Origin of the sequence: Streptomyces netropsis (assembly GCF_014203545.1) — a bacterium.
GTDB classification, from domain to species: Bacteria; Actinomycetota; Actinomycetes; order Streptomycetales; family Streptomycetaceae; genus Streptomyces; species Streptomyces netropsis.
This window is the reverse complement of the sequence record NZ_JACHJG010000002.1, coordinates 229824-255120: the sequence shown is the minus strand read 5'-3', so window position 1 is coordinate 255120 and position 25297 is coordinate 229824. Positions and strand designations below refer to the sequence as shown.

The 25297-nt window shown below is 70.8% G+C and carries 21 protein-coding genes and 1 pseudogene; 7 read left to right on the top strand and 15 right to left on the bottom strand.

Annotated features, from left to right (window positions below):
• Positions 1-4: 4 nt before the first annotated feature.
• The 3 genes and pseudogenes from FHS38_RS05980 (at position 5) to FHS38_RS35105 (ending at position 1379) form a co-directional block, all read left to right on the top strand.
• Positions 5-625 carry a hypothetical protein gene (locus FHS38_RS05980; RefSeq protein WP_184731508.1) on the top strand — a complete coding sequence of 207 codons (621 nt, stop codon included), beginning with the start codon at positions 5-7 and terminating at the stop codon, positions 623-625.
• A gap of 439 nt (positions 626-1064) precedes the next feature.
• A pseudogene (locus FHS38_RS05975) lies at positions 1065-1197 on the top strand (type II toxin-antitoxin system RelE/ParE family toxin); the annotation flags it as partial.
• 47 nt (positions 1198-1244) lie between these two features.
• Positions 1245-1379, top strand: a complete 135-nt coding sequence (locus tag FHS38_RS35105) for a hypothetical protein (RefSeq protein ID WP_260420609.1) — start codon at positions 1245-1247, stop codon at positions 1377-1379.
• 148 nt (positions 1380-1527) lie between these two features.
• Here the strand turns inward: FHS38_RS35105 and FHS38_RS05965 are convergent, their stop codons facing one another.
• From FHS38_RS05965 to FHS38_RS05950, 4 genes are all read right to left on the bottom strand, one after another.
• Positions 1528-3555, bottom strand: a complete 2028-nt coding sequence (locus FHS38_RS05965) for an ATP-binding protein (protein ID WP_184731506.1) — start codon at positions 3553-3555, stop codon at positions 1528-1530.
• Complete coding sequence (locus FHS38_RS05960) at positions 3552-4277, bottom strand: Pvc16 family protein (RefSeq protein WP_184731504.1); 726 nt, start codon at positions 4275-4277, stop codon at positions 3552-3554. The genes FHS38_RS05965 and FHS38_RS05960 overlap by 4 nt, the downstream gene beginning before the upstream one ends.
• A gap of 19 nt (positions 4278-4296) precedes the next feature.
• Complete coding sequence (locus FHS38_RS35990; protein WP_229822525.1) at positions 4297-6585, bottom strand: HYR domain-containing protein; 2289 nt, start codon at positions 6583-6585, stop codon at positions 4297-4299.
• Positions 6586-6731: 146 nt separating this feature from the next.
• A complete protein-coding gene (locus tag FHS38_RS05950) occupies positions 6732-7343 on the bottom strand; it encodes a helix-turn-helix transcriptional regulator (RefSeq protein ID WP_184732201.1) in 612 nt (203 codons plus the stop codon).
• Positions 7344-7611: 268 nt separating this feature from the next.
• On the opposite strand from FHS38_RS05950, the gene FHS38_RS05945 reads away from it, so the two are divergent.
• A complete protein-coding gene (locus tag FHS38_RS05945) occupies positions 7612-8973 on the top strand; it encodes a COG1470 family protein (protein WP_184731502.1) in 1362 nt (453 codons plus the stop codon).
• 37 nt (positions 8974-9010) lie between these two features.
• Here FHS38_RS05945 and FHS38_RS05940 read toward each other — a convergent pair whose 3' ends face one another.
• The gene (locus FHS38_RS05940) at positions 9011-9793 is read right to left on the bottom strand and encodes an eCIS core domain-containing protein (RefSeq protein ID WP_184731500.1); all 783 of its coding nucleotides are present in this window, start codon (positions 9791-9793) and stop codon (positions 9011-9013) included.
• A 383-nt stretch (positions 9794-10176) separates the two neighbouring features.
• Here FHS38_RS05940 and FHS38_RS05935 point away from each other — a divergent pair, with 383 nt between their 5' ends.
• Both FHS38_RS05935 and FHS38_RS05930 read left to right on the top strand, forming a co-directional pair.
• Positions 10177-10572, top strand: coding sequence for a carboxymuconolactone decarboxylase family protein (locus FHS38_RS05935; protein WP_184731498.1), 396 nt, complete (start codon positions 10177-10179; stop codon positions 10570-10572).
• Between the two features lie 3 nt (positions 10573-10575).
• Positions 10576-10767, top strand: a complete 192-nt coding sequence (locus tag FHS38_RS05930; protein WP_130880988.1) for a hypothetical protein — start codon at positions 10576-10578, stop codon at positions 10765-10767.
• A gap of 10 nt (positions 10768-10777) precedes the next feature.
• Here FHS38_RS05930 and FHS38_RS35095 read toward each other — a convergent pair whose 3' ends face one another.
• Positions 10778-11260 (bottom strand): acyl carrier protein, encoded by a 483-nt coding sequence (locus FHS38_RS35095; protein WP_260420608.1) that lies wholly within the window; start codon positions 11258-11260, stop codon positions 10778-10780.
• Positions 11261-11586: 326 nt separating this feature from the next.
• Between FHS38_RS35095 and FHS38_RS05920 the strand changes: the two genes are divergently transcribed.
• Positions 11587-13014 (top strand): aldehyde dehydrogenase family protein, encoded by a 1428-nt coding sequence (locus FHS38_RS05920; RefSeq protein WP_229822523.1) that lies wholly within the window; start codon positions 11587-11589, stop codon positions 13012-13014.
• Positions 13015-13090: 76 nt separating this feature from the next.
• Here the strand turns inward: FHS38_RS05920 and FHS38_RS05915 are convergent, their stop codons facing one another.
• The 9 genes from FHS38_RS05915 to FHS38_RS05875 are packed head-to-tail and all read right to left on the bottom strand — an operon-like array spanning position 13091 to position 25293.
• Positions 13091-16261 (bottom strand): non-ribosomal peptide synthetase, encoded by a 3171-nt coding sequence (locus tag FHS38_RS05915; RefSeq protein WP_184731494.1) that lies wholly within the window; start codon positions 16259-16261, stop codon positions 13091-13093.
• Entirely contained in the window at positions 16258-17304 is a 1047-nt protein-coding gene (locus FHS38_RS05910; RefSeq protein ID WP_184731492.1) for an alcohol dehydrogenase family protein, read from the bottom strand. The genes FHS38_RS05915 and FHS38_RS05910 overlap by 4 nt, the downstream gene beginning before the upstream one ends.
• The gene (locus FHS38_RS05905; protein ID WP_184731490.1) at positions 17301-18692 is read right to left on the bottom strand and encodes a condensation domain-containing protein; all 1392 of its coding nucleotides are present in this window, start codon (positions 18690-18692) and stop codon (positions 17301-17303) included. The genes FHS38_RS05910 and FHS38_RS05905 overlap by 4 nt, the downstream gene beginning before the upstream one ends.
• A gap of 16 nt (positions 18693-18708) precedes the next feature.
• Complete coding sequence (locus FHS38_RS05900) at positions 18709-19482, bottom strand: class I SAM-dependent methyltransferase (RefSeq protein WP_260420629.1); 774 nt, start codon at positions 19480-19482, stop codon at positions 18709-18711.
• A gap of 49 nt (positions 19483-19531) precedes the next feature.
• Complete coding sequence (locus FHS38_RS05895) at positions 19532-20413, bottom strand: amidohydrolase family protein (protein ID WP_184731486.1); 882 nt, start codon at positions 20411-20413, stop codon at positions 19532-19534.
• Positions 20410-22326 carry a beta-galactosidase trimerization domain-containing protein gene (locus FHS38_RS05890; RefSeq protein ID WP_184731485.1) on the bottom strand — a complete coding sequence of 639 codons (1917 nt, stop codon included), beginning with the start codon at positions 22324-22326 and terminating at the stop codon, positions 20410-20412. Before FHS38_RS05890 ends, FHS38_RS05895 begins: the two co-directional genes overlap by 4 nt.
• Positions 22308-23459, bottom strand: a complete 1152-nt coding sequence (locus FHS38_RS05885) for a DegT/DnrJ/EryC1/StrS family aminotransferase (protein WP_184731483.1) — start codon at positions 23457-23459, stop codon at positions 22308-22310. Before FHS38_RS05885 ends, FHS38_RS05890 begins: the two co-directional genes overlap by 19 nt.
• A complete protein-coding gene (locus tag FHS38_RS05880) occupies positions 23456-24220 on the bottom strand; it encodes a nucleotidyltransferase family protein (RefSeq protein WP_184731481.1) in 765 nt (254 codons plus the stop codon). The genes FHS38_RS05885 and FHS38_RS05880 overlap by 4 nt, the downstream gene beginning before the upstream one ends.
• A complete protein-coding gene (locus FHS38_RS05875; protein ID WP_184731479.1) occupies positions 24217-25293 on the bottom strand; it encodes a glycosyltransferase family 4 protein in 1077 nt (358 codons plus the stop codon). The genes FHS38_RS05880 and FHS38_RS05875 overlap by 4 nt, the downstream gene beginning before the upstream one ends.
• Between the last annotated feature and the right edge of the window lie 4 nt (positions 25294-25297).

Here is a 25297-nt window from a genome sequence, read left to right as displayed (position 1 = left end):
AGCCATGACTGACAGGGCACAAGATGAGCGAATCACCTTTAAGATCTGGAATCCTATAGTCATTCAAGACGGTGCCGCCGTTTGGTGCGAAATGGATGTCACCAGTATCGGCGATTGCCTGCTCAACGAGGGAGATGGGTCACTGGCCGAAAAGTTCGTGGAAGAAATTGCCGCGCCAAACCCGACCATCATCTCGTGGCAGGTGGAAAGATTTCGTTCGCAATACTACTCAGACTATCCACGGCATGGCGACTGGCGCGGCCGGCTCGCCCTCACATGGCGCATGCGAATCGACTTCTCGGGTACCGTGCGGACAGTGGGGCATAAAGGGAGTGGACCATTCGGGGTGAACGCATGGGACTCCACCTTCGATGCCGACACTTTACTCATGGATCAAGCCATTGAGCGCTGTATAGTCATATGCGAAATCGAGGGACCCAGCGACGTCACACGGCTTGAAAATTGCGTTCAGGATATCCGTACAATCGACTACCCCGCCCTTTCAGGAGTGCCAGCGCGAATCGACCTTGGCGAGGTTGCTCTCCCGGCAGATGTCGAACGCGTGCACCGGGTGATCAGCGCATGCGAGGCCCAAGGCTTACGCACCAATTGGGCTGGCCATTAATTGTAATCTTTGCGGCCCTTGGTTGATTGCAACCACACATCCGGCCCGAATTCCGATACCGATGCCAAGCCGCCCCGCTTCTGATATCCCGCCGCACCTCCGGATCAGGTCCGTCGAGGCGCAGTCGGGTTCCACCAGACCAAGAAAGCCCCAGATCATGCTTCCGCCGTGCTGCGAACGCCCCACCATCGGGCGGTGTGGCCAATCGGGACGGGATCAGAACCCTCGAAAAGGGACCCGCCATACGGGTTGCCAAGCACCCCACACTATCCGGGCAGTCGATTCACTCATCCGAGTGCTGGCAGCACGTTGTAACGTATCCATGGCGGACAGTACACCAAGGTACTAGTACGTACACATACTGCACTGCGAGGCGTCATGCCCTGGCACCTATGAGATGTGAGATGGAAGGGGAAGTCCGCGATTGGCTTCACAGGCAGGGGTGAGCGAGGTGCGGATCCACTTTTATCTTCGACCCGCAACGCAACGCGGTCCTGCTGGTGGCAGGAGACAAGGCCGGGCAGTGGTCCGAGTGGTACCGCCAGTCGATTCCCATCGCGGAGGCACGCTAGGCGGCCTGGCTGGACCACCTCGAACAGCGGCAGAAGGAGACACGGAAATGACAAGCTTTCACTCTTGGGACGACGTCAAGCGTGAGGTCTTCGACGCCGAGGACCTGGACGAGATCGCAGCCGGAGCTCGGCGCCTGGTCTGCGAGTCACGCGCGCACCGGCTCGCCGAGATGCCCGATTGAACGCGGCAACGCCAATGCCACCGAGGTAGGGACTATCGCCGCTTACATTGCGGCGCTTGGAGGCAGCCTGGAGATCGTGGCGAACTTCAATGGGAGCCGGGTGGTCGTCGCGTAGACGCCAAGGTCCGCCCGCGGGTCAGCGGGGCCATCAGCCCGTGAGCAGCCGCATGTACGGCCCGAACTCCGAGACCAGCGTCAAGCGCCCCAGCTTCTGGTACTCCCGCTGCACCCCCCGGATCAGGTCCGGCATCGTCACCGGCTCCCCCGACTCCGCCGCCAGGTACGCCGCCGTCACCGCCACCGACCGGATGTTGCCACCCGCCAGCTCGAACGACTCCGCGCAGAACTTCAGGTCCAGACCCGCCGAGCGCGGCAGCACCCGGCCCAGGCAGCGTTCCCACAGCAGCAGGCGCTGCTCCGCGTCCGGTACCGGGAAGTCGATCACCAGGTCCAGGCGGCGCGTGAAGGCGTCGTCCAGGTTGGCCCGTAGGTTGGTCGCCAGGATGGCCAGGCCGTCGAACGATTCCATGCGTTGCAGCAGATACGCGCTCTCGACGTTCGCGTAACGGTCGTGCGCGTCCTTCACCTCCGACCGTTTGCCGAAGATCGCGTCGGCCTCGTCGAAGAGCAGCACGCCGTTGATCCCCGCCGCCTCCGAGAAGATGCGTTCGAGGTTCTTCTCCGTCTCGCCGACGTACTTGTCGATGACCGTCGACAGATCCACCGTGTAGAGGTCCAGCCCCAGGTCCGCCGCGATCACCTCCGCCGACATCGTCTTCCCCGTACCCGAGTCCCCGGCGAACAGCGCCGTCACCCCGCGCCCCCGCCCGCCCCCGGGGCGCATGCCCCACTCCCCCAGCACCCGGTCACGGTGGCGGGCCCGGGCCGTCAGTTCCCGTAGTTGGGTGAGGGAGTCCGGTGGGAGGACCAGGTCCGGCCAGCCGACTGTTGGTTCGATGCGGCGGGCCAGGCGGTCCAAGCCTGCCGCGTTCTGGCCGCGGGCGCCGGCGCGGACGTGGTCCGCGCCGAGGGGGCCTCCGTCCAGTACGGATGCCTGCGCCGCGCTCCGGGCCGCGCGAGCGATCTGGTCCGGGGACAGGAGAAACGGGGACAGGACCCGGGTGATGTCTAAGTCAAACGGGATGGCCGAGGCATACGCCTTCGTCCACAAGGCAGCCCTCGCCGCCGGTTCCACCCTCGGTGCGTGCAGCAACAGCGGTGGCCGGGTCGACCACGTCGCGTCCCACGGAGCGCGCCCCACCAGGATCACCGGGAGCGGCGCGTCCGCGACCAGGCGGATCACGTCCGCCTTCTCCCGGGCCAGGGCGTCGATCGGCCCGCACACCAGGCCCGCACCCGTGAGGCGGGCCTCGCGGGCCAGGACGCGTACCGCTTCCGCCGGGTTCGGGTCCGCGGCCAGGCGTTCGAGGTCCACCCCCAGTGTCCCGTGGCCCGAACGGGTCAGCGCGGACGCCGCCAGGGCCGCGCCCGCTCCGCCCTGTTCCTCCCGCAGGTACGCAAGATGGATGCCGCCGTCCAAGCCGCGAGCCAGTGGTCCGGGGTCGCCCACCCCGGGCACGTCGTGCCACGGAGCGAGCAGATCGGCGATCCGTGGAGCCGGGGTGTCGTCGCCGAGCAGGTGGGACGTCACCCGGTCCGGTACACGTAACTCCCGTCCCAGGAAGGGGCGGTCCCCCTCCTCCACCAGCAACAGCCCACCCGTGCGCAGCGCCGCCGACGGGCCCAGCCGCGCCCGCGCGGCCGCGTCGGCGGGGGACAGTCCGCACAGGCCGAGGGCCAGCCCCACCGAGGGACGGCGTCGCGTCACGTCGTCGTTCAAGTAGCCGTAGAGGGCCTCGAAACGGTCGTCCAGGTCCGGTACCAGGGCGATGAGCAGGATCTCCGTGTCCAGCTCGGTCAGGTCGAACTCGTTCATGAGCGCGCCCAGCCGCGTCGGTCCGACCGACTCGGCAGACTCCGTCATGAACTCCGGCACCACGATCCGCCTGCCCTCGTCCAGCAGCCGCCGCACCCTCTCGTCGCTCAAGTACAGCCCGCGGAACGCGTCGTCCGGGTCCGGGTCCGTCTCCTGCCTCGCCTCCACCGCCCGTCGCACGCGCTGCTCGACCATGACCGCGCGGCTCAGGAGGTGGCTCAGGCTCTGGTCCTCGCTCATTCCGGCCTTTCCTCCCTGCCCCTGCCCTCCGCCACCCGGGATGCGATCCCCGCCGCCGGTGCGCCCGGCCGGGTGCCGTAGACCGGCAGCCGTCGACCGTCCGGCGTCTTCCGATAGGTGCCCTCCGCCTCGGACGGCCGCTCGGGCGGGATGCCGGAGAAGCCGAGCCGCACCCCCTCCTCACCGACCGGCGGCCCCGCCTCGTACACCGGCGACGCCGTCACCGGCACGCTCACCACCAGGTCGAGCGACGGTTTGAGTTCACCGCCGAGCGCACTCCACACGTCCGCGAACGACCGGTCCTCCGGCGGGGGCAGTGCGATGGTCATGGGGACCGCCACGCCGATCTCGGCCAGGGAGCCGGTGAGCCGATCGGCGGGCAGGGCCTCGTACCGCAGCAGACAGGCGAGCAGGGAGGAGAGCAGCCGGTGTTCGTCCTCCGGGCGTTTCGTCCACGCGGTGATCAGATACGAGAGCTTGAAGTAGCGCGGCGGCCGACGGCGGGCCACGACGACACCGGCCTCGTCGTACGCGTTGTGCAGCCCGCGTTCCCGGCGCCGCGTGTCCTCCCGGATGTCGTACAGGTACAGATTGACCGTCGGCGCGTTGACCTTGGCCGCCCAGTCACGCGTGGGCGCGTCGAAAGCCACCACGATCTGGGCGCCCTCCAAGGCATCGTCCCGGAGCAACGTGCGCAGGGACTCGTCAACCTCGTGAATCAATGGCGTATCCCCTGCCGTTTCAACTGCGGCCCGCGAAGTCCGGTGGGTTCAGATTGCGTTGCACGACCAGGAAGGGTCGCTGGAGCCGGTCCAATCCCCTTACTTCTGCGTGGAGTTCACGTGGTCCGAGCCGGTCCTTGCGCAGCACCAGCACCTGGGCCTCGAACGATCCGTCGCGCCCGACCCGCACCACCGACCGGGCCGCGGTGATCCCCGGCTTCCAGGTGAGCCGCACTGTCGAACCGGGCGGGAAGTCCCTGCCGCGCGCCTGCACCACCTGTCCGGGCGGCCCGACCTCCGGTGTGATCGTGAGCTTCGGCTGCAGGACACGGATCCGGGCGACGGCGGTGTTGTTGCCTTGTCCCGGGTCGCGCAGCGCGCCGCGTACGTAGGCTCGAACGTCGCCGCTGACCGGCACCGAGTACACCGCCGGTTGGGTCACCGTGAGCCGGCCGCCGACCGGGATGCTGCACGGGTTGTCCCGGCCGCAGGCCGAGAGCCGGCCCACCGCACGCTTGCTCGCCTCGGTCACACCCGGCCACTCCGCCGCGAGCACGACGCCTTCCGCCACCCTCGGGCCGGCATTGGTGAGGGTGAAGCGCGCCTCGGTGGTTCTCCCGACGTAGTTGGGTACGGGCGTCACGTTCGCGGTCACCGCGATGTCCGCCTCGACCGGGATGGGGGCCGGGAGCACGGTGAAGGTGGCCGTGTCGGTGCCTCGGTTGCCTGCGGAGTCCGTGGCGGTACACCTCACCTCGGTGGTCCCCAGCGGGAAGAGCGACCCCGACGCGGGTACGCAGGTGACCGGCAGATCGCCGTCCACCGCGTCCTTGGCGGTCGCGACGTAGTCGACCTTCGCACCGTCCTTGCCCGTCGCCTCGACCATGCGGTCGTCCACCGTCACCTGCGGGGCCGACGCGTCGTTGACGATGAAGGTGGCCGTGTCGGTTCCCTTGTTGCCCGCGGAGTCGGTGGCCGTGCAGGTGACGTGGGTGGTACCCATCGGGAAGAGCGAACCCGGTGCGGGCGTGCAGGTGACCGGCACGTCGCCGTCCACCGCGTCGTTGGCGGTCGCGACGTAGTCGATCTTCACGCCGTCCTTGCCCGTCGCCTCGACCGTGCGATCGTCCACCGTGACCCGCGGAGCCTCGACATCGCGCACGGCGACGCTGATCCGCTCGTGGTAGTCGGGGACGGGTTCGGGGACGGCCCCGTCCCTCATCCGCGTGTTCCCTCCCGGCACCTTGCCGTCCATCAGGAACTGCACGGTGCACTGCAGAGTCTGCCCCTGAGGGGCGTCGCTCGCCGCGGTGATGGTCTCCTTGAATTCGACGGTGGCGCCGCTGGTCACCTTCTGCGTCGCCGGCTCCAGGGCGACGGTGAGGGCCGGGTCGCAACCGGTCGTCCGGTGACTGACGGTCGTGGGCAAATTGGTCAGGCCTTCGACGATCTTGTCGGCCACCCGCTTGGGGTCGACGCCCTTCAGGATCGTGCCTCCGGTGCCGTTCGCGACCTTGCTGCCCTGGTTCGGCTCGTGGGGCTCCTTCGGCCTCCCGTCGCCGTCGAGGCCGTCCCCGACGGGGGTGTCGATGTCGACGGCGACCACGCGGGCCTTCCTGCCCGTCAGGGCGCCGATGGCGTCGTCGAGGGTGTGGCCGAGGCTGGGGTCGTGGCTGGAGGCGTCACCGATCAGGACGACGACCGGGCTCGAACCCTCCCGGAACGCCGTCTTCCCGCCTCCCCCCTGGGCGATCTGCCACAGTGCGTTGATCCAGTCCTCGACGGGCGGGCTGCTGCCACCGAGATCCGCCTTGAGCTGGTCGACGCCTTTCTCCTGGACGTCCTTCAGGTTGTCCGTCAGTCCTTGCAGAACGGTGAACGCCTTCTCCCCATCGGTGACATCGCCGTACTTGGCCACGGCGAACCAGGAGTCCGGCTGTTCGTCCCGTACGGTCTTGGTGATGGTGCCGAGTTCCGTCCTCAGCTTCCCGATGGTCTCCGCCATGCTGATGGTGCCGTCCACCAGCAGCACCACGTCCGGCCTCGGTGGCACGACCGGTGTCCTCACCTGCTTGTCCACCTGGAAGGACGTGCCCGGGGCGAGGGTCGTCGCGACGGTGTCGGGCCGGACCGTCCACCAGTCCGGGGAGCTCCGCCCGCCGGCCGCGCCGGGTACGACGCCGACCAGCAAGGCCAGCACGACCGTCACCGGGCCGATACGAGAAGCCTTGACGCGCGCCCAGGAGCGCCTGCCGAAGTCCGTGCCGGAGGCCGTCCACCGCACCGGCCATCGCTGAACCCTGCGCACACCACACCCCGTTCACGATCGGTGCCTCGGGCCACGCCCCGGCCGCCCCACCCTCGCGCGCGCGGGCCCGCACCCACAGCGGAGTGCGAGCCAACCCATCGGGTGCGCGGCCGTGCCCGAAGGGGCACGGCCGCGTCACGCGTCGTTCAGATCAGCCCTTGACGGAGCGCGTAGGCGACGGCGTGCGAGCGGTTGCGGAGGTTCAGCCGGGTCATCACCGCGTGGAGCACGTTCTTGATGGTCCGTTCCGAGTAGGCGAGCTTCAGGGCGATGTCGGCGGTGTCGTATCCCTCGGCGACCAGCCGCAACACCTCGATCTCACGGGCGGACAGGCCGTTGAAGTTGATGCCGCGCGGCCCGAGCACCTCGCCCTGCAGACGGCCGACCTGCTCCAGCAGGCTGCCCAGCAGATCGGCCGGGACGTACCCCTCTCCCCGCGCCACGGCCCCTATCACCTGGACCAGCCGTTCCGGAGTGGCTTCGGCGCGCCGGACGACGCCGACGAAGCCGCATTCCGCCGCGCTCACCAGTTGCTGCTCGTCGATCTGTGTGGTGACCAGCACTCCCCGCGCGGTGCTGGTCCGCTGGATCTGGCGCAGCACGCGCAGTGCCACCTCGTCGACGACGTCCACGACCATCACCACGACCTGGGCGTCGTCCGTGCCGCCCCGGTCGACGAGCCGCACTTCGGGGCGGGCGCGCAGTTGGCTCGCCACTCCGGCCTGCGAGATGGGGTCCTGTGCTCTGAGGTCGACCATGATGCGGTCCGCGGTTGTCTGGTTCACATCGTTCCTCCCTTGCCGAGCCACCGGTCCTTGCCGAGCCACCGATGTGATGCTTGTCGAATGCATCTGTCGTGCGCCTGTCACGTGCGGGCACCCGCAGCTCTCCTCACCCCCTCATTTCCCGGCAGGCTCAGTATTCACCCGGGAAACTGACGATGTCTCAGGGCGAACCTCGATGTGCCCGAAAGTGTTCCTGTGCGGCCGCTGCCTCGCCGTGGTAGCGGACCGTAGCGTGCGCGCCATGAGTGTTTCGGCGAGCCTGGACGAGTCTTCGGTCACCGTGGAGCCCGGTGGCGAGGCCGAACTTCCCGTGCGGGTGCTCAATTCGGGCACCACCGTCGAGGAATTCCGGTTCGAGGTGGTCGGGCCGTGCGCCGGCTGGACCACCGTCGAGCCGGAGAGCCTGTCCCTCTACCCGGGCGCGTCCGGCTCCGCGACCCTGAGGCTCCGGCCACCGCGCGACCCCGACGTCGTCCCCGGTGAGACCCCGCTCGGCCTGCGTGTCGTACCCACCGGCGACACGAGCGGCACCGTGGTGCCCGAGAGCGTCGTGACGGTACTGCCGTTCACCGAGATCGCCTCCGAGCTGGTACCGCGCACCTCGCACAGCGCCTGGCGCGGACGGCACAAGGTCGCGGTGGACAGCCGGGGCAACACCCCCGTGACGGTGCTGCTCACCTCCCAAGGAGGCACCGAGCGGGCCCGGTTGGTCTTCGAGCCCGCCGAGTTCACCATCCCGCCCGGTCAGGCCAAGTTCGCGAAGCTCAAGGTCCGCCCGGCGGGGCGCCTGTGGCGCGGAGCGCCGGTCACCCATCCGTTCCAGGCCGTGGTGGCGCCGAAGCCGGTGGAGGGGCGGCCGCACGCGCCGGAGGTGCTGGACGGCTCGTACGAGCAGCAGGCCATCCTGCCGGGCTGGCTGCCCCGCGCGCTGATCGTGGCGGCCCTGCTGGTGGGCGTGCTGGTGGGGCTCTGGTTCGCGGTGCTCCGCCCCACCGTGCGGTCGGCCGCGCGGGAGGCGATCACACCCGACGCGGTCGAGAGGGCCGTGAACAACAGACCCAAGGGGGGCGGGACCGCGGGCGCGGAAGGGCAGCCGTCGGGCGGCCCGAACGCACCGGGCGGTGCCAACGGCGGCGACACGGCCGGAACATCAGGATCGTCCGGCTCCCGGGCCACGCCCGGCCCCTCGGCGGGTGCGACGCCGAAACCCGGCGAGCCGGGCGGGCCCGCGGCCCCCAAGAGCGCCCGGGTGGAGGTACGGGACTCCGTCGGCGGCGGGGCGCAGAGCGCGTCCGCGCTCGTGGTCCCCGAGGGGAAGACGTTCGAGCTGACGGACATCGTGCTGCAGAACCCGCAAGGTGACGCGGGCACGCTGGTCGTGTCGATCCAGGACGAGCAGCACTTCAATCTCGCGCTGGAGAACTTCCGTGATTCCGACTACCACTTCGTGACCCCGATCGAGGTCCCCGCCGGCGGCAGGGTCACCCTGTCGGTCAGCTGCCGTGAGGTGGGCAGACCCGTCAAGGCACCGACTCCGTCGCAGTGCTCCGAGTCGATGTTCCTCGGCGGCTCGCTGCGGGCGGAGAAGGCCGGCAACGGCTGAGCACACGGGCCTTGGGCAACCGGGCCCCCAGCGCCTGCTACTCCGGCGGCGCCTCCTCTTCCTCCTCGCCGCCGCCCTCCGTGGCCCGCTGCACGAACGACCCTTGGACGTCGGCCGGCTCCTCGTCCTCGTCCTCGGTCTGCCGTTGCACCGGTGGCGCGGCGGCCGTGGGGGCGGGCGCCGGTACGGGGGGCGGCGGCGCGGCCGGGGAGGGCTGCGACATGACCCGCTCGGCGTTGGCCGTGGCCTCCTGCTCGAAGCGGTCGCCGGGGTCGCTCACCCGGATCCCGCCCGGCGCCTCGGTGCCCTCCACCGGGCCGCTGCGCTGCTGGATGACGTGGGTGAGTTCATGGGCGAGCGTGGTCCGGCCCGCGTGTGAGGACGGGTCGTACGCATCGCGCTGGAACACGACGTCGTTGCCCACCGTGTACGCGCGGGCGCCGACGTCCCGCGCCGACTCGTGCGCCGCGGAGCCCGTGTGCACCCGTACGTCGGAGAAGTCCGCACCCAGCCTGGCCTCCATGTCGGAGCGGGTCTCCGGCTCCAGGGAACGCCCGCCGCCCGAGGCGATCACCTCGTGGACCGAGGAGCGCGGCGGGGCGTCCTCCGGTGTCTCCCGTTGGAGCATCGACCGCACGGCGCCGTTGCCCACGGCCCGTTGCAAGGCGCCCATCCCGGACCGGCCGACCACGTCCGTACGCCCCGAGGCAGCCGCCTCGTACAGCCGGGAGAGATCGGCGGGGGCCTGCGCGTCCGCCGCCTTCCCGGGCTTCGCCGTCTCGTCGTGCTCGTGCTCGCTGCCGTGCTCGTGTGCGTGCATTCATGGCTCCCCTCGAGTCCTCCAGCCTCGTGGGCGGGCGCCACGGGCGTCCAGGCCCGGCCTCCGCCGGGAAAGGGCAGCGCCGTCTGCCCGAAAGGGAAGGCCCCGACCGCTCTGGCCCGCGCACGCGCGCCCATCGATCCGACGAGACCCGCCTCGCTCCGGTGACCCACTGGCAGCGATCGCCTACGGTACGTTCCCGCGGGCCCCATGGTCGCCGTGACAGCCCGGCCTCGCCGTGTTTGAGTTGAAGGTGAGGGCCGCGAGTGTCGCAGAGTTCGCCACGTTCGCACCCTGACAGGTCTCGGTGCCTCTCCAGCTCGTGATCAGCACGAACGGGCCCCGGGCAGACACGCGGCGCCTCCCGCAAGGAGGGAGCCGTCATGGCTGCCACAGTCAACCGCGGCGAGATCGAAGCCGACATCAAGCAGACCTTGGGCCTCGTCCCGCACTTCTTCTCCACCATCCCGACCGAGCTGCTCGCACCCGAGTGGGAGATCTTCAAGAGGATCGAGCTCGGTGAGACGCTCATACCCAACAAGTACAAGGAACTGATCGGCGTCGGTCTGCACTCCGAGACCAAGTGCCGCTACTGCAGCCTGTTCCACACCGAGGCCGCGAAGCTCTTCGGCGCCACGGACGAGGAGATCCAGGAAGCCGTGCACTACGCGAAGGCGAGCCTGGGCTGGAGCGCGTACATCAACGGCATGCAGGAGGACTACGACGCCTTCGCCGCCGAGATGGCGCAGGTCGTCGACTACGTGCGGTCCCAGGGCTGATCGATGGAACTGGAGAGAGTCCGCCCGACGGTGCTCCGGGGTACGTTCCACGCGTACGAACTGGCGGCCCTGGCCGCGGCCGCCCGTTACGTCACGGAGTCCGAACCGCCGGAGCTGCCCGCCGAAGCCCTCGCGCAGCTGCGTCAGGTGCTGGAGGAGTACGACCGGCAGGTCCGCGACCTGTCGGCCCCGTGACGGGCGACGCTCAGGGCCCGGCATCACCGCCCGGCGCCGCACCGCCGTGGCCGCCGGCCACCAGGCACTCCGCCTGGGCCATGGGCGTCGCGTCCTCGAACAGCCTGTTGAGCAGTGCGCCCTCGAGCTCCACGGACGCGACCTCGTCGACGCCGTACTCCGCGAGGAGTCTGCCGATGGACTGCAGCGCGAGAAGAGAGTAGCCGCCGAGTTCGAAGAAATCGCTGTGGTGAAGGTCGATCGATGCGATGTCCACTTCCAGGACATCGGCCCAGATCCTGCGGACCGTCCTCGCCACCGCGGCGGCGGGTGGCTCTGCCGATGGTGCTACGTCCGTTGAAACAGTAGAAGTTACGGTATTCCGGAACGTTGAATCGTCCGCCACAGATCCCCCAAATGGAATGTGCGCGCTTGACTGATTTCCTTTTCGCTCACGGCTTGCCCTTTTCGGGCTCCGATGGCCATCGACCCCGGCGGGGGTGGCTGTTGCCATGAACGCGTACCAATAGTTGATGAAACCACATCAGGATCATTGCCGCAACCATCTTCTGCGGCGAACCACTATCGCGATCCCGAACCCAACTTCCCTACTGCTGCCCACCGTTGACGTGTATTACTCTTCTTGAAGGGCGCTTGCCGGAACGATCCGAGCCGCGAACCCATCCGGCCGACGACGGGCCTCTCGCCGGAGCGACAGGCCCCGCGCGATATCGCCTTCCTATTTCCCGTGCGCCCATGTTCCGTACCCACCCCTATGCCCGGGCCGTACTGCGTGCGCACCATCCGCCGACGGCCCGAACCGACCTGGAGGAGTGCCCGATGGGAAACGTCAGGCCGACCGTCACGATGACCGTCGACGGTCAGGCAGTCGAAGGGGAGCCGCCGGGGCTGCCCGTGGAGGATCCGGCGCTCGCCCGGCCCTTCGCGCACGCTCCACGGTGCACTCCCTACCTGCTCGGGCGGGCCGTGAACGCGTGCGGCACGGCCTTCCCCTCCTGGGCCGCCCGGCCGGAGAGCGACCGGCGCGAGCACCTGCTCGCCTGCGGGGACGCCCTGTCCCCGCACACCGAGGAGTTGGCCCTCCTGCTCACCCGGGAGCAGGGCAAGCCGCTGCGGGATGCCCGGGCCGAGGTACGGCGGGCCGTCGACTGGTTCCGCCACACCGCCGAACTGGCCCTTCCCGTAGAGACGTTCACCGATGACCAGGGCACCGAGGTCACCCTCACGCGCAAGCCGCACGGGGTCGTGGCAGCCATCTCCCCCTCCAACTTTCCCGTCATCCTCAGTGTCTGCAAAATCGCGCCGGCCCTGCTGGCAGGCAACACCGTGGTCCTCAAGCCCTCCCCCGAAACACCGTTGACCGCCCTGCGGATCGGGGAGCTGCTCCGGGAGGTGCTGCCCGCCGGGGTGCTGAACGTCGTCTCCGGGGACGCCTCCCTCGGTGCGGCGCTCACGGCCCGGCCGGGCGTCGGGATGATCTCGTTCACCGGCTCCCCCGCCACCGGCCGGGCCATCGCCCGGCAGGCCGCCGAGACCTTCACACCCGTCGTCCTCGAACTCGGCGGCAACGACCCGGCGATCGTCCTGCCCGGCACCGACATCGACGCCGTGGCCGGCCCCCTCTTCCGTGCCGCGCTGGTGAACAACGGCCAGTTCTGCGCCGCCGTCAAACGCGTCTATGTGCCGCGCGCGCTCCGGGATCAGCTTCTGGACGCACTCGGCGAGCTCGCCTCCTCGGCGGTCGTGGGCCCCGGGCTCGACGCCGGCACGGAGCTGGGGCCGCTGGTCTCCCGTGCGCAGCGGGACACCGTCGCGGCCATGGTGGAGGAGGCGGTGGCCGCGGGTGCGCGGGTGACCGCCCGTGGCAAGTGCCCGGAAGGAGAAGGCCACTTCTACCCGCCGACCGTGATCACCGACCTGCCCGAGGGCGGCCGGCTGGAGGTGGAGGAGCAGTTCGGCCCGGTGATCCCGGTCATCGCCTACGACGAGGTGCCACAGGCCGTGGAGCGCGCCAACGCGACGCCCTATGGCCTCGGGGCCTCCGTATGGGGGGCCGGTGAGGAGCTCACCACCACGGCCGACGCCCTGCGGTGCGGCACCGTCTGGCTCAACACCCACGGTGAACTCCGTCACGACGCTCCCTTCGGCGGGGTCGGCTGCTCGGGCACGGGGGTCGAGTACGGCTACTGGGGCCTGTTGGAGTACACCAGGATCGCGGTCCGCAACGTCTCTCCCCCTACGGCGTAGGGCCTCCTCAATCGCCGGACGGGCTGGTCAGCCCGTCCGGCGATTGAGGACACCGCCGCGCAGCGGAGGTGCACCTTCACACGAGCAGGTCGGGATCCTTCGCCACAGATTCCAGCAAAGCTGAGAACGCATCGGTGAGGCGCCGCGCGGTGGTTTCGTCGTAGAGCGCGAGGTCGTACTCGAAGAGGCCGTCGTAGCCGCCGTCGTCGCCTTCCTCCAGCATCACGGTGGCGTCGAACTTGGCGGATCGGGTGTCGGTCTTCAGGGGTGTCACGGTCAGCCCGGGAAGGTCGGGGTTGCGGACGGTCGTGCTGCCGTAGGAGAACATCAACTGGAACACGGGGCTGTGGCGGCCGCGGGGCGGGCGGAGTTCCTCGACGACGCGGTCGAACGGAACGTCCTGATGGGCCATGGCCTCCTGGACCGTTTCCTTCACCCTGGGCAGGAAGCGACGGAACGTCGTCCCCTCGGGAAGCTCGGTGCGCAGGGCGAGGGTGCGGGTGAACAGGCCGATCAGATCGGCGGTCTCCGGGCGGTCACGGCCGGACAGGAGTGTGCCGACCACCATGTCGCGGGCGCCGCCGGCCCGGTGGACGAGCGTCAGGAACCCGGCGAGCAGCACCATGAACGGGGTGACGCGTTCGGCCGCGGCCAGATCGCGCAGCGCCGCCGCCACGTCCGGCCGGACGGAGAAGGGGCGGACGGTCGCACCCACGGGGCCGCCGTCGGCGGCATCGCGGGCGGGGGGCAGCCTCGTGACGGACGGAGCTCCTGCCAGTTTGTTCTTCCAATAGGCGAGTTGCCGGTCCATGGCCGGCCCTGTGTGCTGTCGGCTCTGTCTGACGGCGTGGTCCGCGTACTGCGTCGGCAGGGGCGGCAGCAGCGCCGGCACCCCTGTCCTGGCCTCCCGGTAGTGCTGCGTGAGCTCGCGGAACAACACGTCCATCGACCAGCCGTCGAAGACGATGTGGTGGAAGACGAGTACCAGGACGTGGTCGTGGGGTGCGGCACGCAGCAAGGCCGCTCGGATCAGCGGGCCGCGGGTGAGGTCGAAGGGGGCACCGGCCAGTTCGGCGACCCGGCGGCGCAGTGCGCCCTCCGGGTGGCCGGAGAGGTCGGTGACGTCGAGGGTGAGCGCGTCGGCGGTGGCGGGCGGGGCGATGAGCTGTACGGGACGCCCGTCCTCGCTGCCTATGGTGGTGCGCAGCGTCGCGTGCCGCCGTACGATCCGCCGCAGCGCCCCCAGCACGGCCCGCTGATCGAGCTCTCCCTCCAGCCGCAGGACCACCGGGTCGTTGTAGGCGGCGCCGGACGGTGCCATCTTGTGCAGGATCCACATCCGGCGCTGGGAGGCCGTCACGGGGGCACGCGTCGGCTCCGGCGTCTGCCGCGCACCCTCGCCGGGCGCGCTCCGCTCCGCTGAGATCAGTGCCGCGAGCGCGCTCACGGTCGGTGCCTCGAAGACCATCCGCTGTCGTACGTCGACGGCGAGCGCCTCACGCAGGTGGGCCGCGAGCCGGGTGGCCGTCAGGGAGTCGCCGCCGAGTGCGAAGAAGTCGTCCTCGACGCCGATGTGGGAGTGGCCGAGCGTCATCGCCCAGATCCCGGCGAGGGCGGCTTCCAGCGGGGTGCGCGGCCCGGGCCCGGTGCCGCCCGGGGCTGCGGGCTCCGCGTCGAGCGGCAGGTCCCGGAGCGCTCGGCGGTCCACCTTGCCGTTCGGGTTGAGGGGGAGGCCGGCGACGGGGACGACGCGGGAGGGGACGAGCGCGGGTGAGAGCTGGGTGGTGAGGTGCGCGCGCAGGCCCGCGTCGTCCCGCCCTGCTTCCCAGACCACGCAGGCGCACAGCTGGTCGGTCCCGGCGGCGTTCTTCCGGGCCAGGACCGCGCACTCCGCCACCCCCGGGTACCGCCTGATGACCGACTCGACCTCGCCCGGTTCGACGCGGATGCCGCGGATCTTGATCTGGTGGTCGATCCGGCCGAGGAATTCGAGGTTGCCGTCGGGCCGACGGCGTGCGAGGTCGCCGGTGCGGTACATCCGGCTGCCCGGCCGGTCGCCGTACGGGTCGGCGACGAACCGCTCGGCCGTCATCCCGGGCCGCCCCAGGTAGCCGCGGGAGACGCTGTCGCCGGCGAGGTACAGCTCGCCGGGCCGCCCGTCCGGCACGGGGCGCAACCGCTCGTCGAGCACGCGCACCCGGACACCGCCCAGCGGCGTCCCGACGGGGACGCGCGACCACGTGCCCACCTCGGCCGCCGGCCCGGTGACCTCGTACAGCAGCTGGGAGACGGTGCCCTCGGTGGCGCCGTACTCCTGCACCAGGCGCACCCCGGTGGGCAGCCAGGCCGCGACCTTGTCGACGGCGACCGCCTCGCTGCCCACGACCAGCAGGCGCAGCGAGGCGGGAGGCCGTGGCAGCCCGTCGTGTTCCAGCTCGCGCGACCACTCGTACCAGTAGGCAGGGGTGAGCTGCATGACGGTGACGCCCTGCTGCTCGGCCACGGCCCGCAGGCGGGCGCTGTCGGCGAGGGAGTCCTCGGGGTCGAGTACCAGGCAGGCCCCGGTGACCCAGGTCGAGAGGATCTCCTCAGCGGCCACCGAGAAGCCGATGGAGGCGAACTGCAACACGCGGTCGCCCGGCCCCAGTCCGAGCCGTCGGCCGACCTCCAGGGCGAGGTTGGCCAGGGGGCCGTGGGCGAGGCCGACGCCCTTGGGCCTGCCGGTCGAGCCGGAGGTGTACGCCACCCAGGCCAGGTTCTCGGGGTGGAGCGGGCGGCCTTCCGCAGGCTGCGGCTCGTCCACCGGGGCGTCGTCCGGAGCGTCCTCCGGATGCACGAGGGTGCCGGAGTAGTCCGCGGCGGGCCCGGAGGCCGGGTGCCGGGTCAGCAGGACCGGGGCGGCGACGTCGTCCAGGATGAAGGCGAGCCGGTCGCGGGGGTAACCGGGGTCGAGCGGAACACAGACGCCGCCTGCCTTGAGGACGGCGAGGACCGCCACCGCCAACTCGACGGAACGGGGCAGGTGGATGCCCACCCTGACCTCCGGGCCCACCCCGTGGCGGCGCAGTCGGCGGGCGAGCCGGTCGGCCCGCAGGTCCAGCTGCGCGTAGCCGAGGCGCTGGTCGCCGCAGAGCACAGCGACGGCGTCCGGGGTGCGGCGTGCCTGTTCCTCGATCAGCCGGTGCACACCGGCGGTGGCGAACCGGTCTCCCCCGACCACCGACGGCGCTGTGGTGGGGGTGCTCACGGGATCAGCACCACCTTGCTCGCCTCACCGGCGTCGAACAGCCGGAACCCCTCGGCGGCTTCGGATAGCGGAAGCCGGTGCGAGATGACGAAGGTGGGGTCGATCCGGCCGCCGCACACCAGGTTCATCAGGGGTTCCCGCGCGCTGATCGGGTCCCCGACGGCGAACCGCAGGGTGATCTCCTTGGCGAAGGCCAGGCGCGTGGGCATGGGCATCGCCTCGGAGGCGTGGGAACCCACGGCGCACACCACGCCCCTCGGCCGGACGATCTCCAGCGCGCTCAGCAGGGCGGCGTCGGTGCCGACGGCTTCCAGGACGACGTCCGCGCCGCGCCCGTCCGTCAGGTCCCGGACCCGCTCGGGGAGGTCCGCGCCGGTGGGGACCGGGTGGGCGCCGTGGTGGGCGGCCAGGGCGCGCCGGCTCTCCAGCGGGTCGACGGCCAGCACCCTGGCGGCGCCGAGGACCCGGGCGGCCTGCATGGCCAGCAGGCCCACGGGGCCGCAGCCCACCACGGCGACGGTGTCCCCGGGGCGCACCTCTCCGCCCACCGCGCCGGCGTAGCCGGTGGCGAGGACGTCCCCGATGAGCAGGGCCTGTTCGTCGGAGACGGTGTCGGGGACGGGGAACAGCACCACATCGGCGAAGGGCACGCGCACGTACTCGGCGTGGCCGCCCGCGAACGGTGTCGTGCCGACGACGGTGTCGTAGCCGAAGAGGCCCACCCGGTCGCACTGGTAGTGCCATCCCCGTCGGCACGGGCCGCAGTGCCCGCACGCGATGATGTCCGAGGCGACGACCCGGTCGCCGGGGGCGAGGTCGCGCACCCCCGGCCCGACGGTCTCGATCACGCCGGTGAACTCGTGTCCGGTGACCGTGCCCGGCGTGAACGACGCGATCTCGCCCCGGTAGGGGTGCAGATCGGTGCCGCAGATCGCGCTCCTGACCACCCGGACGACGGCGTCCCGGGGGTCCTCGACGCGGGGCGTGGCGACCTCGTCGGTGATCTTCACCTGGTACGCCCCGTGCCACTGCAAGGCCCTCATACGTCCTCCTTCTCCTGGAACGGCGGTCGGGCTCGCGGGCCGTCCACGGCGGCGGGCCGAAGTGCGTGGGACGCGGCCAGGAGTGCCTGGTGCAGGTCGTCGAGCAGGCGCGCGGCGGCCGCGTCGTCGTACTGGGCGCGGCGGTGGGTCAGCAGTGCCCGCAACGCTCCGTCCTCTTCGTAGAAGCCGAGGTCGAGGTCGTATCCGGAGAAGGGGTCGGGGTGGTTGATCAGCGTGACGTCGAGGCCTTCGAGCGCGGGCGGCACCTCGGGGGTGGACTGGAAGGAGACGCACACGTTGGTCACGGACCTGAAACCGCGTCGCTTGAGGCCGAGCTCCGCCATCAGCCGCTCGTAGGGGACGTCCCGGTTGGCGTACACCCCGATCAGGTTGCGCCGCACGTCGTGCAGCAGTTCGCGGAAGTCGGCGGTCTCGGGTACGCGGGTGCGGAGGGGAAGGACGTTGACGAAGAACCCGACGGCCCGCTCGAACTCGACGCGGCTGCGGAATCCGCCCCGGGTGGCGACGAGGATGTCGTCGCCCGGCACATAGCGGCGCAGCACCTGCTTGAAGGCGGTGAGCAGGAGCATGTAGAGGGTGACGTGCTCGCGTCGGCTGATCTCCCGCAGACGGTCGTAGAGGGGTTGGGGGAAGGTCAGCCACCGGGTCACCGGGGAGTCTTCGGACCGGCCGGCCGTCGGCTCGGCGAGGGACAGTTCGGGGAGCGGTGCCACACCGGCCAATGTCTTCCGCCAGTAGGCGAGTTGTCCGGGGTACACGGGGCCTTCGAGCCAGTCGCGCTGCCATCGCACGAAGGCGGCGTAGTGGGTTTCGACGGGTGGGAGCGGCGAGGGCAGGCCGTGGACGCGTGCGGTGTAGAGCCGCTCCAGCTCGCGGAAGAGCACGGACCACCAGGACCAGGCGTCGGACACCAGATGGTGGGTGGTGATCCGGACGATGTGCTCGCGCGGGGCGAGCCGGATCAGCGCGGCCCGTATCACCGGCCCGTGGGCCAGGTCGAACGGTTCGCCCAGGTCCGCGTCCAGGAACCGGGCGGCTTCCGCCTCCCGCTCTTTCGGGTCGAGGGCCGTCAGGTCGGTCAGCGGCAGCGGCACGGCGGCGTCCTGGGACACGTACTGGACGGGCCCGCCGTCCACCACGGGGAACCGTGTGCGCAGTGCCTCGTGTCTGCGGACGAGTTCCTCGATGCTGCCGTGCAGGGCGGCCGTGTCCAGCTCGCCGACGAGACGGAACGTCATCGGGTCCGCGTACAGCGTCCTGCCGGCGAGCCGTTCCAGGAACCACATGCCCTGCTGCGCGTAGGACAGCGGCAGGCCTTCCTGACGGTGCCGCCCTGGGCGGTCCACCGCCGTGGCTTCGTCCCCCACCGGCCGTACCCCCCTCCTACTTGACACCGCTCACGAACAACCAGCGCCGGGGTACTTCGGTCAGCCCCAGGTCCTGGAAGGTCGTGCGCAGGGCGGCCTTCAGCGCCTCGGAGCCGAGGGCCATGTCCGTGAGACCGGTGGCGCCTTCGATGAACACCGAGTAGCCGCACAGCGCGTCCCAGTCCTCCAGCGTCCACGCGTAGGCCTCCTCCTCGGACTTCACCCCGGAGAATCCGGCCCGCTCGAAGAGTTCCTCGTGCTGTCGCGGCGTCAGCGTCTCCAGCGCGACCGGCTTGTCGCGCTCGAGAACCAGATCGCTGCCGCGGCTCCTCAGCCAGGCGCGCGTGGCCTGAAGCCAACGGGCATAGAAATGGCGTGTCCCGGGCAGCACGGCACCGTCGTAGAACAAGGTGTTGAGGGCGCACCGGCCACCGGGTTTGAGCATGCGGTAGCACCCGCCGACCACCGGGCCCCGTTCGGTCTCCGGGATTTGGTGCATCACATTGCTGAGCACCGCGACGTCCACCGGGTCGACAAGGGATTCGACGTCCTGGGCGCGCCCGGTGAGAAAGCGGACCTTGGGGTCGCGGAGCCTTTTCCTGGCGATGGCGAGTTCGTGCTCCGACGGGTCGACGCCCACGACGGAGCCCACGTGCGCGAAGCGTTCGAGGAGCAATTGCGTGGCGAGCCCGGAGCCGCAGCCGACGTCGACGACGACGCTTCCGGGAGCGGCCTCGCAGATGTCGACGAGTCGCTGGGTCACGTCCCCGTACAAAGGGCGGCGCGACATTTCATCGAATTCGTATCCATGAAGGAAAGCCATTTTCCTCGTCTTCCTCTTACGGGGTGAACAGGTCCGGTCGGCCGGTCAGTCGTGCGGCCGTGCCGCCCATGACGGCCCGGTACTCCTCCGGTGTCAGCGGAGCGCTGCCGTCCGGCCACGGCTCGCTGTCCTTGGTCAGCCGCGCCATGCGGTCCACGGACTCGGTCATGGTCGCGAAGGGGAAGTCGGTTCCCCACAGCACGCGGTCCAGCACGCCCCGTTCGCGGGCGTGGGCGAGTGCGCCGGCCACCGTCGCGGGCGGCCGGTAGGAGCCGAAGATCGACAGATCGGCGTACAGGTTCGGGTGGCGGGCGAGCAGTTCGACGCAGGGGCCGGTCCACGGCGTGCCGAGGTGGGCCAGGATGATCTTCAGGTCCGGGAAGTCCCGGGCCACCGGCTCCAGCAGCAGGGGCGAGAAGTAGCGGCCGTCCGCGTTCTTGGCGGGGGTGTAGCCGGTGTGGACCAGCACCGGGATGCCGAGTTCCCGCGCGGTTTCGTACACGTCGTACCAGCGGGGGTCGGCGGGTGACATCCGCAGATAGCAGGGAGCGGTCTTCAGGCCGCTGAGCCCCAGCTCCGTGATCGCGTGCCGCAGTCGGTCGGCGGCGCCGGGGGTGGCCGCGTCCACGGAGGCGAAGCCGATGAACCGGTCGGGGTGGCGGGCGCACAGCTCGGCGACGAACTCGTTCGGCACCGAGAATCCCTCGACGCGCCGCACGTCGAAGGCGAGCAGGAACGCCCGGTCGACGCCGGCCGCGTCCATCTCGGCGATCAGTTTCGCCTCCGGGGCGGAGAGCGCCTCGGGCGGCATTCCGGTCGTGGCCATCATCTGGTCGGCGAAGGCGGTGGTGAAGTGCCGGTAGTACTCCCCGGCGTGAACGTGGGAATCGATGATCACGTGCGGGCCCCCTTCAAGGGTTCCGGGGGCACGGTGTGCCGGGGCGGCGGTCCGGCGCGCCAGAACGAGAGGTGGACGCCCTTCGGTTCCAGGACCAGGTGCTCGGTGGTCTCCGGGTCGGTGGCCGTGGCCGCCCGGCGTACGGTCGTCCGCACGTCCACGGGGGCGTGGTTGATCACGACGCCGCACCGTTCGTCCCCGCGGCCCAGCACGGTGGTCTCCACCAGGGGGTCGTCGGCGGTGAGCTCGGGCCGTATCCCCGCCGCCTCGGCGACGGCGGCGTACAGCCGGTGCCAGGGCGCCTCCTGGAGGCGGTAGGGCGCGTTGAGCCGGTCCTCCAGCGGGGCGTTGAGGTAGTAGGCGGTGCCGTGGCCGTAGGGGTTGCGGGTCAGCGCGGGTGAGCCGTTGGGGTAGGCGGCGAGCACCTCGGCGCCGGCCGTGTCGATCACCGGGATCAGGCCGGGCGGCCAGTCGACGGGGAAGCGGTGGCCGGCCCAGGTGAAGGCCTCCTGCTCGGCGGCGCGCAAGGTGAAGTCTTTGGTCCGCACCGCGAACAACTCCTCACCGCCGGCGCCGTGCAGCAGGTCGCCGGTGGAGTAGAGCACGGTCCCGCCGGACGCGGCGTACCGCTCGAGGCGGCGCTGGTCGTGCAGCGAGAGGTGGCGGACCGAGGGGCAGACGACCATCGCGTAGCGCTCCAGCTCCGCCGTGCCGGTGAACTCGTAGGCCAGGTGCGCCTGTTGGAGCAGCAGATGGGCGTAGAAGGCGGCGGGTGCGTCGGACCCCGCGGCCGACAGATATCCGCCGCCGTCACCGTCGCCCTCGGGCAGGAAGACCCCGACCGCGGCGGGCACGGGAGCGAAGCCCGCGAGTTCGGTGGTGACCCGGCGGGCGAAGGTCCGGTACTCGGCCATGGCGGGCTTCTCGGCTCCGTCCGCGTCCAGCAGCCCCACGAAGCGTTCGCCGGGGCGCAGTGCGTACGGCTTGCGCTCGGTGGTGAAGTCCTGCCAGCACCAGACGGCCGTACCGACCGCGCCCGCGGCGAAGGCACTGTGGGCCGCCGCCCGCAGATACCGCGCCGCGGTGGCCTCGTCGCAGCCGTAGCTGCCCATCTCGTCGACGTACACGGGTGTGTGGGCCCGCCCGCGCCGCACCAGGTAGGACAGGAAGGAGGTGGCCTTCGGCGCGGAGACGGACTCGATGTGGAACGGCGTCCACACCGGGAATCCGTGCAGTCCGACGAGGTCGAGCGGCTGGGCGTGCTCGGGGCGGAAGGCGTGGTCGCCGACCACCGCGGACGCCTCGTTGGCCTGGAGGACCAGCGCGCCGGGATCCGCCGCGCGGACGGCACCGGCGAGCAGCCCCCACCACGCGCGGACCCCGTCGGCGTCGAGCGCGGCCGACGCGGCCCGGTCCACGTGGATGATCTCGTCGCCGAGGTCGTAGGCCAGGATGTCGGGCGCGTCCCGCAGGGCACCGGCGATGTGGTGGACGAAGTCCTGCTGCCGTTCGACCATGCCCGCGTCGTGCCACAGGTCGCGGCCGTTCCGCCAGGGCGGGTCGAAGCGTTGTCCGTTCATCCAGATGGTCAGCAGCGAGGGAAGGCAGAGCAGGCCGTGCCGTCCCGCGATCTCGACCAATTCGCACAGCCGGGCCGTCATCACCGGGTCGTACGTCCCCTCCTCGGGTTCGAAGTCGGCCCAGAAGACGAAGAACCGTACGGTGTTGAAGCCCAGGTCCGCCATCCGGCGGAAGTCGGCGTCGAGGGTTTCGGCGTCCCACTCCCGCCAGTGGTCGCACCCGGTCCGCGAGGGGTGGTAATTGCAGCCCACGCTGAAGAAGGGCCGTCCGTCGCGGTGCGGTACGCCGTCGACGAGGGTGATCCGCCGGGGCCTCAGGGGGTCGGCTGCCATGCCGCCCTCACCGCCTCGACGACGAGGGCGACCTCCCGGTCGCCGATCCCCGCGTAGAGCGGCAGCGACAGCTGGCGCCGCGTGACGCTCTCGGTGACCGGCAGACTGCCGGGGCCCAGTCCGTAGCGTTCGCGGTACGCCGTGAACAGGTGGGTGGGCGGGTAGTGCACGCCGCTCTGGATCCCCGCGCCCTTCAGCCTCTCCTGCACGACGTCGCGGTCGAGCCCTTCGGGCAGGACCACGGGGAACAGGTGGTGCGCGCTCTCCTCGAGCGGCCGGTCGGCGAACGGCAGGGCGATGCCGGGCAGGTCGGCCAGCTGCTCCCGGTACTGCCGCACCGCTTCCTGACGGCGTTTCGACTTGGCGCCGAGTGCCTCCAGTTGTACGCGGCCGAGCGCACAGGCGATCTCGGTCGGCCGGTAGTTGAGCCCGAAGGTGTCGACGTCGTACGTGGAGGGCCCGCCGCGGTGCCGGTCCTGGGCGCTCACCGTGAGGGCGTGCGAGCGCAGCCGCCGGATCCTCGCGCGGACGTCGGGGTCGCGGGCGACGACCATGCCGCCCTCGCCCATGGCGAGGTTCTTCGTGGCGAAGAAGCTGTAGCAGCCGATGTCGCCGACGGTGCCCAGGACGCCCTGGGCGGTGGTGGTGGCCGGGGCGTGCGCGGCGTCCTCGATCAGCACGAGCCCGTGGGCGCGGGCCAGTCGGTCCAGGGCACCGAGGTCCGCCGCGTAGCCGCCGTAGTGCATCGCGACGACGGCACGCGTGCGCGGGGTGATCCTGGCGGCCGCGTCCACCGGGTCGATGGAGAGGTCGTGTGCGCCGCCGACCTCGGCGAACACCGGTGTCGCCCCCGACAGGGCGACCACCGCGGCCGCGGAGACGAAGTTCAGCGACGGCAGGATGACCTCGTCGCCCGGGCCGAGCCCCAGGGCGAGCACCGCCAGGTGCAGGGCGGCGGTGCCGTTGGCGACCGCGACGGCGTCGTCGACGCCGAGGGCGGCGGCGTACCGGGCTTCGAAGTCCTGGGTCACGGGGCCGGTGGACAGCCAGCCGGAGCGCAGCACGTCGGCCACCGCCTCGGTCTCGGCGGCGCCGATCTCCGGACGGTACAGGGAGACCTTCCAGTTGCTCATCCGCCCACCATCTCCTCCGCCGGGCCGGTGCCGGCCCACAGCTCGCTCTGTTCGTTCGGGCCGAGGTAGCGGGAGCGGTCGGCGCGGAACGCCGCGGTGGCGCGCTCCAGTTGCTCGGGGGTGCCGATGTCGCACCATTCGCCGTCGAAGACGTAGCCCTCGACGCGTTCGCCCTGCTCGCGTGCGTCGGCCAGAAGGGCGGGCATGTCACGCCGCCCGCCGGGTGACAGCAGGGCGAGCAGGGACGGCTCCAGTACGTAGATGCCGCCGCTGACCAGGAAGCTCATCCGGGGTTTCTCACGGAAGTCGGTCACCTGCCGCTCCTCGTCGATCTCCACCACCCCGTGCGCGATGTCGATGTTCTGCTGGGCGAGTGCGATGGTCGCGGCCGCCTGTGACTTCTTGTGCCGCGACCAGAGGTCGGCGAAGTCGATGTCGGTGAGCAGGTCCGCGTTCATCACGAGGGTGGAGTCCTCGAACGGCGGCAGCAGGGTGAGCGGACCCGCCGTGCCCAGGGGCTCCTCCTCCAGGGAGAAGTCCAGCTCGAGGCCCGACCAGCGGTTCCCGCCGAAGCTGGCCCTGATCATGTGTGCGCGATATCCGAGCGACAGGGTGACGTGGGTGAAGCCCGCGTTCCTGAGCTGCAACAGGATGATGTGCAGGATGGGTGTCCCGTCCACCGGCATCAAGGGCTTCGGGACGGTGTGGGTGGCGGGCCGCAGCCGACGGCCCTCGCCTCCCGCGAGTATCACTGCCCTCATAGGACCCCCTCCGTCTGTTGCCGGGCGGCCGTCAACGTGGTGTAGACCGTGTGCACCCGGTCGGCGACCGCCTCCCAGGTGAGGTCGCGGCGCACCCGCTCGTAGCCGCTTCGTCCCATCGCCGCCCGTTCGGCGGGGTCGGCGAGGAGGCGGTTCACCGCGTCGGCCACGGGGCGCGCGGCCGGGCTCACGAGCAGGCCGTCGCGGCCGTGGGCGACGACCTCCTCGCTGCCCATGAACGCGGAGCCGATGACCGGCTTGCGGCAGGACCAGGCCTCGACGTAGACGAGGGGGAACAGGTCGGCGGTGGACGGCAGACACACCAGATCGCAGGCCGCGAGGGCGCTGTGTTTGGTGTCCTCGTCCGCCATGTCCAGCTCGATGATCCGGGGATCGGCGTGCGCCGCGAACCGGCTCACGCAGTCGTCGTCCCAGCGGGGCCCGAGGAACACGAAGTGGGTGTCCGGGTGGTGCGCCCAGACGTGCCGGGCCGCCTCCAGCACGACGGTGTAGCCCTTCGAGCGCATCTTCCTGCCGAGGAAGAGCACCATCGGCCCGGTGATGCCCAGGTCACGGCGGAAGCCCTCGGGGTCGGCGACGCCGGGCAGGTGCGGGCCCTGCCCGATGAGGTGCAGAACGGAGTCGTCGACCCCCTCACCGCGCAGCATGGCGCGTTCCGCCTGGGACAGCACGAAGACGGCGTCCGCCTGTCGGCAGCAGTCGAGCACCGTCTCCCGGTCCGGCCACACCTCGGGGGCGGAGGCGGGGGTGATGGTGAAGGGCACGTCCCAGGCACGGGCGAGCTCCAGGCCCGCCCGCATGTCCGCCGGGTGGAACGCGTCGAAGGCATGGATGACGTCCGCCGCGCGGGGGGCGCCGTCGGTGGGGTGGGGGATCGCCTCGACGCTGAGCCCCGCGGCCGCCATGAATCGGGCGGAGTCCTCGTCCACCGCCCCGGAGTAGACCCCCACCTCCAGCCCGCGGCGGCTCATGCATTCGGCGAGGTACTGCGCCATCAGTTCGGCCCCCGCGCGGGCCGGGAAGTAGCCGCGGTGCACATACCGCACGCGCATGGCG